Below are 12,192 nucleotides of genomic sequence, written 5' to 3' on the forward strand. Positions count from 1 at the left end.
AAAGGAGAGGGTTATGATTCTTAAACAAAATAATGACAGAGGATTCACCTTAATAGAGATGTTAATCGTATTGTTTATTATTTCCATATTAATATTAATTGCCATTCCAAATGTTACGAAGCACTTCGCAACTGTTGATAAAAAGGGGTGCGATGCTTATACCAAAATGGTTCAGGGACAAGTAGAAGCTTATCGAATTGATGTAGGCCAGTATCCGACTTCTATATCTGAATTAGAAAATAAGGAATATTTAAAAGCAAGTGATTCGAAAGCATGTGAAGGGAAAACGATTACAATAGCAAATGGTAAAGTTGATGTCTCGAACTAAATATATAAGAGATGAAAAAGGTTTCACGTTTATTGAAATGTTAGTTGTATTGGTCATTACAATGCTCATTTGTTCAATAGGCATTAGTGTAGGTAAGAAACAGTTAGATCGAGAATTAGAGAATCGTTTTGTTGAACAATTAAAAGCGGATATCGAGTTAGCACAAGCACTGTCGTATCGGTATCAAGATGCTGTAAGTTTATATGTAATGGATTCAATGGGGGAAATTCAAATTTTTGTACCCAAAATTAGCAAGGTACAACCAATTATTGTTAGAAAATATCCAGAAACGATTTCATTTCAGTTTTACAGCACATTAGATCATGTTATTTTCACAGAAAGACAAACTGTTAGTAGGGCTGGGACAATGACATTTAAGATAAATGGAAGAAAGGTAGAGCTAATTGTATATCTGGGTGAAGGAAGGGTGAAATTTGTTCAATGAACAAGGGCATTCATTGCCAGAATCATTATTGACACTTGTCATCTTACTATTGATTTTTGGAACATTATTGCCATTCTATTATCATTTAGAGACATCATTATATAAAAAGAAGTTAAGCTTACACGCTGCTGAAGCGGCATTTTATGTGGCAGGGAATATTAAGAAGTTTCAAAAATATGAAGGACAAGTAATTATTGATGGAGTCAAATTTTATTGGGAGGGGGACGAGCATCAAATTTGTATTCAATATGCAGGAATTCAAGAAGAGAGTTTATGTATCCATTCAGACTCTTAAATAGAAAAGATCAACGTGGTTTTACTTTTTTAGATGCATTATTACAGTTGATGATTTTAGTTTGTTTTGCACATTTTTTTCTTATCTTTTTTATTTGGTATAGTCATAAGGACGATGGAATGTTTAATACCGATGAATTGCAGTGGGAGTTATTTTCTTTTCAATTACAAAAAGAGTTAACTTATACATCAAAATTTACGCCTAGAACATCCTATCATATTCAATATTCATCATCTAGGGGAGATTTGGGCGTAAAACATACTTCTGGAGAATTAAGAAGAGAAGACGGATATCAGCCCTTATTATTTGGCGTTTCTACGGTGCGATTTGAATACAACAACTATCTATTAAATACGACAGTAAAATTTATAAATGGAAAAGAAAGGAGTCGAGAATTTATTGTTCCAAATACTAAAGAATGAGCGGGGTTTTTTGCTTTTAACTGCAATGATTTTCTTGTTTTTTGTAACGAATTTGATGATTGCTGCAAGTACAGCCTATGATGCACATTATCGAGCCTATGATGCCTTGCGTATTGCTGCAATTGATCAAACGAAATTAGTATTAGAATCAATTCAGGTAGAAAGTGCAGAAACAAATTAAAAATAATAATTAATTTTTCTCGCATATTCTTCTAATAAAGGCAAAATAATGACATATATTTCTAAATTTCTTTTATTTCTTCTCAACCTGTAATGATTTATTGGAATCGACTAATGTTCATGCTACTATTAATAAAAGTGATATAAAGGTGTAAGGCAGTCGTAAGTCATAAGAAGGTGAGAAGATGAGAAAAGTTTATTTAGTAGGCTATATGGGCAGCGGGAAAAGTGCAATTGGTAGAAGACTTAGTTATTTTCTAAGAATGCCTTACTACGACATGGACAAAGAAATTGTGAGAAGGGAGAAAATGACGATTCCGGAAATTTTCGAGCGAAAAGGAGAAGCGTATTTTCGGAAGATCGAGACAGAATTTTTAAGAGATTTTCGTGATGAATTTTGTATTATTTCAACTGGTGGCGGAGTGGCAGTTAACGCGGAAAATCGAAAAATTATGAGACAAACTGGGTTAGTTCTTTTTTTAGATGCGACATTTCCTGATATTTGGAAAAGAATTCATAAAGATAAGAATCGACCGATTGTCCAACGCTCGACTAAACAAGAATTGGAAGAATTATTTTATCAGAGAAGAAAACATTATAAGAGTGCAGCACATATTAATATTCGTACAGAGGGTCGCTCTTTAAGGCAAATTGTTGAGTATGCAGCATTTCAAATCACAAGACTAAAAGGCGAATAAAAAACAATGTGTGTTGATAAAACGTTCGTTTTTAAAACATTTTTCATAAAGTTATTGCAAGTCATCATCATTCAATGTTAAGATATAGCCAAGCAATCCTGTTATAGAACATTGAAATGAAAATAGTACCAAGATTATTCTTGGGCGGATGATTGTACGGGGAGAGAACGCTTGTGTAGCGTCGCCGAAGGAGCAAGTAGTGAGTGCTATGAATCTCTCAGGCAAAAAGACTCGTACGGGACGCAACTCTGGAGAGAGCTACTTAGTGTAGCCACCAAAGAGGCCAGCCGTAATGGTTAAACTTTCAGGTGCATGGACAGAGAAATCCTAACATGGGATTTCTCTGTCCTTTTTTTGTGAATTGATGATTAGGAGGAAGAAAAATGACGACAGAATTAAAAAAGACACCATTATTTGATTCCTATGCTAAATATGGGGGTAAAACAATTGATTTTGGTGGTTGGGATTTACCCGTGCAGTTTTCCTCTATCAAAGCAGAACATGAAGCAGTTCGTACAAAAGCGGGCTTATTTGATGTTTCGCATATGGGAGAAATTTTCGTAGAAGGTTCAGAAAGTTTAGCGTATTTGCAAAATCTTGTCACCAACGATGTTTCAAAAGTAGCCATTAATCAAACACAATATACAACGATGTGTTACGAAGATGGTGGTGTTGTAGATGATTTATTGATTTATAGACTAGAAGAAAATCGATATTTACTAGTCGTAAATGCAGCAAATATTGAAAAAGACTATGATTGGATGAAAAAACAAGCATTTGGAGATGTGAAGATTACAAATCGTTCAAATGAGTTTGGACAATTAGCGCTTCAAGGACCACTTGCAGAAGAAGTTTTGCAATCCTTAACAGATACAAATCTTCAAGAAATTAAACCTTTCCGCTTGCAACAACATGTTTCAATTTGTGGGTTTGATACTCTTATTTCTCGAACAGGATACACAGGAGAAGATGGTTTTGAAATTTACGCTTCTGGAGAAGCCGTTGTTGCTCTTTGGGATCAAATTTTACAAGCAGGCGAATCAAAAGGTGTAGTGCCATGTGGCCTAGGTGCCCGTGATACTTTACGTTTTGAATCATGTCTTCCTTTATATGGTCAAGAATTATCCAATACAATATCGCCATTGGAGGCAGGGATTAATTTTGTGGTGAAATTGCAAAAAGAAGATTTCATCGGAAAAGCAGCCTTATTGGCACAAAAAGAAAATGGCGTACCAAGAAAAAGTATTGGGATCGAAATGATGGATAAAGGTATTCCACGTCATGGCTATAAAGTGTTTAAAGGAGATGAGGAAATTGGTGAAGTAACCACAGGAACACAATCTCCACTTACAAAACGTAATATCGGATTAGCGCTTGTGAAAAGTGAATTTGCTGAGGTTGGTGAAGAATTAGAAATTGAAATTCGTAATCGCCGCTTAAAAGTTAAAACGGTAGAAACACCTTTTTATAAACGTCAAAAATAAGTTGAAAAAGAGAGGTTTTATTGCTATGAAACATCGATATTTACCAATGACAGAGCAAGATCAGCAAGAAATGTTAAAGGTGATTGGCGTTTCATCTGTTGATGAATTATTCGCAGACATCCCAGAACAAGTTCGATTTAAAGGTGAGTATAATATTAAACCAGCTAAATCGGAATCAGCCTTATTAAAGGAATTGACACAACTTGCAAAACAAAATGCTAATAGTGATGAATATGTTTCCTTCTTAGGTGCAGGTGTATATGATCACTACAAACCTGTAATTGTTGACCATGTAATTTCTCGTTCAGAGTTTTACACTGCATACACTCCTTATCAACCAGAGATTTCACAAGGTGAATTACAAGCAATTTTCGAATTTCAAACAATGATTGCTGAACTGACAGGAATGGATCTTGCAAACTCTTCAATGTATGATGGGGGCACTGCACTTGCTGAAGCAGGAATGTTAGCTGCAGGTCAAACACGTCGTAAAAAACTTTTAGTTTCTGAGGCTGTACATCCAATCGCTCAAGATGTGGTCAAAACATACGCTTATGGTCAATCTATTGAAGTTGTAACTGTACCATTAAAAGATGGCGTCACTGATTTAGAAGCACTTGAAAGTTTAATTGACAATGACACTGCAGGTGTGATGGTTCAATATCCTAATTTCTATGGTCAAATTGAAAACGTCCAAGCAATTTCAGATGCAATCCATGCAGTGAAAGGTTTATCAATTATTTCAGCAAACCCATTATCATTAGCAATTCTTACACCTCCAGGTAAAATGGGGGCAGATATTACTGTTGGTGATGCTCAACCATTTGGTATACCTGAAGCCTTTGGTGGCCCTCACTGTGGTTATTTTGCAACAACTTCAAAATTAATGCGTAAAGTACCAGGCCGTTTAGTTGGTGAAACAGTAGATGAAGAAGGTAGACGTGGTTATGTACTTACGTTACAAGCACGTGAGCAACATATTCGTCGTGAAAAGGCTACTTCTAATATTTGTTCAAACCAAGCATTAAATGCTTTAGCGGCTTCTGTTGCAATGACTGCACTAGGTAAAAAAGGCGTTCAAGAAATGGCAAAACAAAATATCTTAAAAACACACTATGCTAAAGAAGCTTTTGAACGTGCAGGTTTTGAAGTTCCTTTTAAAGGACCACATTTCAATGAAATCGTTGTTAAAGTAAATGGTTCTGTAGAAGATTTAAACAAGGCTTTATTTGATAAAGGAATTATTGGTGGATTTGATTTAGGAAAAGTAAGTCCTAACTATGAAAATCATGTATTGATCGCGGTCACAGAACAACGTACAAAAGAAGAAATCGATGCACTCGTGCAAGAAATGGGGGCTCAACATGCATAAGGAAAATCAACCACTTGTATTTGAATTATCTACAAAAGGCCGTGTAGGCTATAGCTTAACAGATTTAGATGTACCTGAATTAGAATTATCAAGTATTTTACCATCTGAATTTATTCGTGAGGAAGAAGCAGAACTCCCTGAGCTTTCAGAATTGGATATTATGCGTCACTATACAGCATTGTCTCGTCGTAATCATGGTGTAGATTCTGGATTTTATCCATTAGGTTCTTGTACGATGAAATATAATCCGAAAATCAATGAATCTGTAGCTCGCTTCTCAGGATTCGCTAACATTCATCCATTACAAGATGAAAAAACAGTACAAGGCGCACTTGAATTAATGTATGATTTACAACAACATTTAATCGAAATTACTGGGATGGATGAAGTAACCCTTCAACCAGCTGCAGGGGCTCATGGGGAATGGACAGCGTTAATGATGATTCGTGCATTCCATGAAGCGAATGGTGACTATAATCGTTCAAAAGTAATTGTTCCTGACTCTGCACACGGTACAAACCCAGCATCTGCATCCGTTGCAGGTTTTGATATTGTTACGGTTAAATCAGATGAAAATGGTTTGGTAGACTTAGAAGATTTACGGCATGTAGTAGGTTCAGATACTGCTGCTTTAATGTTAACAAACCCGAATACTTTAGGGCTTTTTGAAGAACATATTCTAGAAATTGCTGAAATTATTCATAGTGTAGGTGGGAAAGTATACTATGACGGTGCAAACTTAAATGCAGTAATGTCCAAAGCAAGACCAGGAGACATGGGCTTTGACTGTGTGCACTTAAACTTACACAAAACTTTCACTGGTCCTCACGGTGGTGGAGGTCCAGGTTCTGGTCCTGTAGGTGTAAAAGAGGATATGATTCCATTCTTACCAAAGCCAGTACTTGTAAAAACAGAAGAGGGTTATCATTTTGATGATAATCGTCCACAATCTATTGGCCGTGTAAAACCTTACTATGGTAACTTTGGTATTAATGTTCGTGCATACACTTATATCCGTTCAATGGGACCAGATGGTTTAAAAGCTGTAACAGAAAATGCTGTTATTAACGCTAACTACATGATGCGCCGTCTACAACCATATTACGAACTTCCATATGATCGTCATTGTAAACATGAATTTGTCTTAAGTGGAAGTCGTCAGAAAAAATTAGGTGTCCGTACACTTGATATTGCAAAAAGACTGCTAGACTTTGGGTACCATCCACCAACAACTTACTTCCCATTAAACGTGGAAGAAGGGTTAATGATTGAACCAACAGAAACAGAATCAAAAGAAACATTAGATGCTTTCTGTGATGCAATGATTCAAATCGCTAAGGAAGCAGAAGAAACGCCTGAAGTCGTGCAAGAAGCACCTCATACGACTGTTATTAGTCGTTTAGATGAAACGCGTGCAGCACGTCATCCAGTTTTGAAATACCAAAAATCATCAGATCTTGTTGAAGCATAATTGATTTGACAAGAAAGCTTCTGAATTTCTAATCATACCAAAATGTAACGCACTGCAAACAATGTTAATTTGCGGTGCGTTTTTATTTTATTTAATAACAATTATTTGGAGTTTCTTCCTATTATATATACTCAGGAAATATGCGGGAAATAAAAGTTCTAATTTTACTTGCAGTCAATTAGTCAAAAAAGAAAGCCATTTCAACTAATTGAAATGGCTTTCCATATTTTGAAGAAACTATTTAACTTTAATTTTTCCGTGCCAGTTTTTATAGCCGCCTTCTAATTGATATAGCTCATTAAAGCCTTTTTTCTTTAAGAATAAAGCAGCACGTGCACTACGGCCAGAATTTTGGCAGTATAAGTATACTGGTTTATCTGGTCGCAATTCATGATATCGATTACGAAGTTGTGTTGTAGGCAAATTACGCGCACCTAAAATATGACCACTTTCAAATTCTTTTAACTCACGAACATCAATTAATTGTGCTTTACGATATCCCTTTTTAAATTCTTCTTCATTTAGAGATATAACTGCTTTTTTTAAGCGTAATGCGTTAATAAGTGTGTAAATTATGACTACGCCAAGTACGATTAAGATTGAATATAACCAGCTCAAATGACTTACCCCTTTCTATCTACAAATAATATTATAAAAGAAGAACTAGCGATAGTCCAATGACTTTGTTAAAATAGAAAAGTTGATATAGAAGGGGGACGATAATATGAAAACGAAATGGTATTTTATAAATTCAGGACCTTGTAGCCCCGCTTATAATATGGCTTTAGACGAAGCGTTACTACATTGGCATAGTAAAGGACTTATTCCACCAGTCATTCGTTTTTACGAATGGAATCCTGCTACACTTTCAATTGGCTATTTTCAACGAGCACAAAAAGATATAGATTTTGATCAATTACATAAATTGAATTTAGGCTTTGTACGACGCCCTACAGGCGGACGAGCAGTCTTACATGAACATGAACTAACTTACAGTGTAATCGTCTCAGAAGAGTACCCTAACATGCCGAAAACAGTTACAGAAGCATATAGAGTGATTAGTGAAGGCTTATTATTAGGTTTCCGTAATTTAGGGTTAGATGCATATTTTTCTGTTCCTGACACGGAAGAAAAACGTGATTTATTAAAAAAACCAAAAAGTGCAGTTTGCTTTGATGCACCTAGTTGGTATGAACTAGTGGTAGAAGGAAAAAAAGTTGCAGGTAGTGCACAAACTAGACAAGAAGGCGTAATTTTACAACATGGAGCAATTTTAATTGATTTAGATGATGAAAAATTGATCTCACTTTTCAAATTTCCATCAGAAGCATCAAAAGAACGCATGCGCAAACATTTACCACAAAAAGCAGTAGCAATTAATCAATTAGCTAAACGTAAAGTAGATGTCGAAACATGTGCAAAAGCTTTTCATAAAGGTTTTGAAGATGCACTTGATATTGAATTAGTACCTTATGAGTTGACAAAAGAACAACAGGATTTTGTTGAAAATCTTGCAAAAACACGTTATGAAACCGATGAATGGAATTTCAGAAAATAATAGGTTTTTAGGCTTATTTTTTGCCATAAAAAAACGAAAATACCTAAGAATCGCGATATAATAACGTTTCTTGTAAAAAAACTCTATTTGCTTTTCTAATCAATATATAGTATTGTATTTAATTGTATAAATACTATATATTGTGTTTTGCTATATGAAATAGGGAGGCGGATGATATGGTACTTGCATCGCAGCATCATAATCAGACAATCGACATTGAACAACTAAATAAAGACATTCAACAATTTCCTCAAGTTCATCCAGTCACAGAGGACATGCATATAATGCACAAAGGTGTTTCTCGACTTGTGATGATTGACCGTTATTCTTTCAAAGATACTGAAAAGAAAACGTTAAAAGTAGGAGATTTTGTTGTTTTAACAGTAAAAGCAGATCCTAAGTTTCCTGCTCGAGGACTTGGCTATATCGTTTCAATAGATGAAACAACAAAAAGAGCAAAAATATTAATTGAAGATGACTATCGTAGCGCAATTGATGATCCAGAAGAACAATCAACTGGAATTATTACGCGTTCATTAGACGTCATTGAAAAGCCTCTAGAAGTTTTTTATGAACAAATAGCAAAACGGAATGCAACGGGCTTGGCATCTGTCGAAAAAACAGATGAAAAACGAAAAGAATGGTATCAAAAATTTTATAAACAACTTGTCAATCTAAACTTTATCCCTGCTGGCCGTGTAATCTATGGCGCAGGATCAGGTACTGATGTTACGTACTTTAACTGTTATGTAATGCCATTTGTAGCAGACTCACGAGAAGGCATAAGTGATCACCGAAAACAAGTAATGGAAATCATGAGCCGCGGAGGCGGTGTTGGTACGAACGGTTCAACATTAAGACCTCGTAATACTTTAGCACGTGGTGTGAACGGGAAATCGTCTGGTTCTGTATCTTGGCTAGATGATATTGCAAAACTGACTCATCTTGTCGAACAAGGTGGATCACGTCGTGGAGCACAAATGATTATGCTAGCATGTACGCATCCTGATATCTTTGAATTTATTATTTCAAAAATGCAAAATCCACGTATTTTAAGATTTTTGATTGAAAATACAAAGGATGACGAAATTAAACGTCTAGCAAAAGAAAAGCTTAAGTTTACACCTTTAACAGAACAAGAAAAAGCGATGTACCAAGGTATTATCAATTACAAATCTATCCCAGGTTTCGGTGGATTCAATGAAGCTATATTTAAAGATGCTGAAACGAAGTTACGTGATGGTGGTACTTATAGTGTAAACAATCCAGAATTCTTAACTGGTGCTAATATTTCTGTCACATTAACAAATGAATTCATGGAAGCAGTTGAAAACGATGGTGAATTTAATTTACGTTTCCCAGCTGTTGAATCATATGACGAAAAGGAAATGGCTATTTATAACGAAGAATGGCATAAATGCGGTGATGTTCGTGAATGGGAAGCCATGGGACATGCTGTTCGTACATATCGTACGATTAAAGCACGTGAACTTTGGAATTTAATCAATATTTGTGCTACTTATTCAGCAGAACCTGGTATTTTCTTCATCGATAATGCCAATGAGATGACAAATGCCAAAAGTTATGGACAAAAAGTTGTTGCAACCAACCCTTGTGGTGAACAACCATTAGCACCATATTCAGTTTGTAACTTAGCTGCTGTTAACCTTGCACAGTTTGCCAATAATGATACAAAAACAGTTGACTTTGAAGCATTAAAAGAAACTGTACGTGTTGGTGTACGTATGCAAGACAATGTTATAGATGCAACTCCATACTTCCTAGAAGAAAACCGAGTGCAAGCATTAGGTGAACGTCGCGTAGGTCTTGGTGTAATGGGTCTTGCAGATTTACTGATCTATTGTGAAAAAGAATATGGCTCTGAAGAGGGTAATATTTTAGTAGATGAAATCTTTAAGACAATTGCAATTACAGCCTACGAAACTTCTACTGAATTAGCAAAAGAACGTGGTAGCTTCCCATACTTAGTAGGTCAAACAGACGAAGAAACGGCTGCACTTCGCAAACGCTTCACAGAAACCGGCTATATGAAGAAAATGCCAGAACATATTCGTCAAGCTGTTATTGAAGGTGGTATTCGTAACTCGCACTTATTAACAGTTGCACCAACTGGATCTACGGGTACAATGGTTGGCGTTTCTACAGGTTTAGAACCTTATTTCTCATTTACTTACTATCGTAGTGGTCGTCTAGGTAAATTTATTGAAGTAAAAGCAGACATCGTACAAGAATATCTAGCAGCGCATCCAGAAGCTGATGAAAATAACTTACCTGAATGGTTTGTTACTGCAATGGAATTAGCCCCTGAAGCACATGCAGATGTACAATGTATCATTCAACGTTGGATTGATAGTTCAATATCTAAAACAGTTAACGCACCACGTGGCTATACTGTAGAACAAGTTCAAAAAGTATATGAACGTCTTTACAAAGGTGGCGCAAAAGGCGGTACTGTTTACGTTGATGGTAGTCGTGATTCACAAGTTTTAACATTAAAAGCTGAAGAAAATCAAATGGATGATACTTTACAAGAAGAAAAAGTGATTGAAAAACGTCCAGTTGTTCTTGTTGATACAATCCAAGATTTACGCTCTACAAATGTAACAATTGGTTCAGAAGTAGGGAATACATGCCCAGTATGTCGAAAAGGGACAGTCGAAGAATTAGGCGGCTGTAATACTTGCACAAACTGTGGTGCACAATTAAAATGTGGATTATAATATTTATCACAAAAAAATCCAAGTATGTCATGACATACTTGGGTTTTTTGGATAGGAGTAAATTCGATGAATATCTTATGGGATTTTGACGGTACAATCTGTAATACATATCCAGCTTATGCTTCTATTTTCTATGAAACAATTCAAAAAAGAAGTAGTTATGAGGAAGTAGTTAAACAATTAAAAGTCTCTTTTTCTTATGCCTTTGACTATTTTCAATTGACAGAACTCGAAAAAGAGCAATTTATGCAAAAAAATCATGACCTAAAAGTAGAACAGTTGCCACCATTTCAGAATATCGAAAATGTACTCCAACTTGCAAATTGTAATGTCATCATGACACATAAAGATCGAGAAACTGTTGAAAAAGTACTTCATCATTACAATTTAGCACATTATTTTACGGAAATAGTAACACCTGAAAATGGTTTTCCTAGAAAACCAAATCCAGAGTCTTATCAGTATTTACATGATAAATATCATTTAACTTTGGCAATAGGTGATCGAGAATTAGATTTAATTCCTGCAAAAAAGGTGGGGGTTGCTACCTGTATGTTTCAAGGGAACTGTCAAGCAGCTGATTTTTCAATTAATGATTATTTGGAATTCGATCATAACTGGAAACAATTTTTGGAAAAGTATTAACTTTTGATATTATTACTTTTTGTCATCCTTTTCATGATAAAATAGAAGGAACTGCAAGGAGTGATAACATGTATAGTAAAATTGCCGGTATGGTATTCCCAGCTTTTACAATGCTAACTTTAACGGTATTATCAATGTTTGGTGCATTTGGTGAAGGAGATATCAATAAATCCTTCTTTTTAATAGGCCTGACAATTATTTTTCCACTAACATTTTTTGTACAAGGGACTTCATGTGCATTAAATAAGATTAATCCATTGATAGCTCTAATCGTTTCTTACATAGCTTATGCTGTTGTATTAATCACGTTATTAGATCAATCATACTGGAGATTTGCAATCTATTACCTCGTTTTTTGGCTAGTTGGATTCTTTGGTATAAAAGCAATTCAAAAATGGCGTAATCGAAATAAATAAGGCTCTGTGAACATTAATCTCATCAGAAATCAAATAAAAAATGCAAGGCCCTTAATAGAAGGCCTTGCATTTTTTTATAAGTTTAACTAAGTATGAATATATTAAAAACTCAACAATATCAATTGAGCCCTTTGAAA

General features: G+C 35.2%; 14 protein-coding genes and 2 riboswitches. Of the genes, 13 read left to right on the forward strand and 1 reads right to left on the reverse strand.

Annotation, left to right across the window (positions count from 1 at the left end; genetic code table 11):
* The first annotated feature begins 13 nt into the window (after positions 1 to 13).
* The 9 genes from comGC to gcvPB all read left to right on the forward strand — a co-directional run bounded on the left by comGC (position 14) and on the right by gcvPB (position 6,695).
* Positions 14 to 328, forward strand: a complete 315-nt coding sequence (gene comGC, locus CEF14_RS02355) for a competence type IV pilus major pilin ComGC (RefSeq protein ID WP_102691365.1) — start codon at positions 14 to 16, stop codon at positions 326 to 328.
* The gene (gene comGD, locus CEF14_RS02360) at positions 315 to 773 is read left to right on the forward strand and encodes a competence type IV pilus minor pilin ComGD (protein WP_170061404.1); all 459 of its coding nucleotides are present in this window, start codon (positions 315 to 317) and stop codon (positions 771 to 773) included. The genes comGC and comGD overlap by 14 nt, the downstream gene beginning before the upstream one ends.
* Positions 763 to 1,068 carry a hypothetical protein gene (locus CEF14_RS02365; RefSeq protein ID WP_102691367.1) on the forward strand — a complete coding sequence of 102 codons (306 nt, stop codon included), beginning with the start codon at positions 763 to 765 and terminating at the stop codon, positions 1,066 to 1,068. The genes comGD and CEF14_RS02365 overlap by 11 nt, the downstream gene beginning before the upstream one ends.
* Positions 1,047 to 1,490, forward strand: coding sequence for a competence type IV pilus minor pilin ComGF (comGF, locus tag CEF14_RS02370; RefSeq protein WP_102691368.1), 444 nt, complete (start codon positions 1,047 to 1,049; stop codon positions 1,488 to 1,490). Before CEF14_RS02365 ends, comGF begins: the two co-directional genes overlap by 22 nt.
* A gap of 10 nt (positions 1,491 to 1,500) precedes the next feature.
* Positions 1,501 to 1,671 (forward strand): hypothetical protein, encoded by a 171-nt coding sequence (locus CEF14_RS18860; protein WP_170061405.1) that lies wholly within the window; start codon positions 1,501 to 1,503, stop codon positions 1,669 to 1,671.
* A 184-nt stretch (positions 1,672 to 1,855) separates the two neighbouring features.
* Positions 1,856 to 2,368, forward strand: coding sequence for a shikimate kinase (locus tag CEF14_RS02380; protein WP_102691370.1), 513 nt, complete (start codon positions 1,856 to 1,858; stop codon positions 2,366 to 2,368).
* Between the two features lie 148 nt (positions 2,369 to 2,516).
* A riboswitch (glycine riboswitch) is annotated at positions 2,517 to 2,611 on the forward strand.
* 3 nt (positions 2,612 to 2,614) lie between these two features.
* Positions 2,615 to 2,690: riboswitch (glycine riboswitch) on the forward strand.
* 61 nt (positions 2,691 to 2,751) lie between these two features.
* Positions 2,752 to 3,852 (forward strand): glycine cleavage system aminomethyltransferase GcvT, encoded by a 1,101-nt coding sequence (gene gcvT, locus CEF14_RS02385; protein ID WP_102691371.1) that lies wholly within the window; start codon positions 2,752 to 2,754, stop codon positions 3,850 to 3,852.
* 25 nt (positions 3,853 to 3,877) lie between these two features.
* A complete protein-coding gene (gene gcvPA, locus CEF14_RS02390) occupies positions 3,878 to 5,224 on the forward strand; it encodes an aminomethyl-transferring glycine dehydrogenase subunit GcvPA (protein WP_102691372.1) in 1,347 nt (448 codons plus the stop codon).
* Positions 5,217 to 6,695, forward strand: coding sequence for an aminomethyl-transferring glycine dehydrogenase subunit GcvPB (gene gcvPB, locus CEF14_RS02395; protein WP_102691373.1), 1,479 nt, complete (start codon positions 5,217 to 5,219; stop codon positions 6,693 to 6,695). Before gcvPA ends, gcvPB begins: the two co-directional genes overlap by 8 nt.
* A 237-nt stretch (positions 6,696 to 6,932) precedes the next feature.
* On the opposite strand, the gene CEF14_RS02400 is transcribed toward gcvPB, so the two are convergent.
* On the reverse strand, positions 6,933 to 7,313 hold the full coding sequence (locus CEF14_RS02400; RefSeq protein WP_102691374.1) for a rhodanese-like domain-containing protein: 381 nt from the start codon (positions 7,311 to 7,313) through the stop codon (positions 6,933 to 6,935).
* A gap of 106 nt (positions 7,314 to 7,419) precedes the next feature.
* Between CEF14_RS02400 and CEF14_RS02405 the strand changes: the two genes are divergently transcribed.
* The 4 genes from CEF14_RS02405 to CEF14_RS02420 all read left to right on the forward strand — a co-directional run bounded on the left by CEF14_RS02405 (position 7,420) and on the right by CEF14_RS02420 (position 12,055).
* The gene (locus tag CEF14_RS02405; RefSeq protein ID WP_102691375.1) at positions 7,420 to 8,253 is read left to right on the forward strand and encodes a lipoate--protein ligase family protein; all 834 of its coding nucleotides are present in this window, start codon (positions 7,420 to 7,422) and stop codon (positions 8,251 to 8,253) included.
* 176 nt (positions 8,254 to 8,429) lie between these two features.
* A complete protein-coding gene (locus CEF14_RS02410; RefSeq protein ID WP_102691376.1) occupies positions 8,430 to 10,994 on the forward strand; it encodes a vitamin B12-dependent ribonucleotide reductase in 2,565 nt (854 codons plus the stop codon).
* Positions 10,995 to 11,060: 66 nt separating this feature from the next.
* Positions 11,061 to 11,639, forward strand: a complete 579-nt coding sequence (locus tag CEF14_RS02415) for an HAD-IA family hydrolase (RefSeq protein WP_102691377.1) — start codon at positions 11,061 to 11,063, stop codon at positions 11,637 to 11,639.
* Positions 11,640 to 11,707: 68 nt separating this feature from the next.
* Complete coding sequence (locus tag CEF14_RS02420) at positions 11,708 to 12,055, forward strand: hypothetical protein (protein ID WP_102691378.1); 348 nt, start codon at positions 11,708 to 11,710, stop codon at positions 12,053 to 12,055.
* Positions 12,056 to 12,192 lie beyond the last annotated feature (137 nt).

It is taken from the genome of Rummeliibacillus pycnus, assembly GCF_002884495.1.
Classification (GTDB): domain Bacteria; phylum Bacillota; class Bacilli; order Bacillales_A; family Planococcaceae; genus Rummeliibacillus; species Rummeliibacillus pycnus.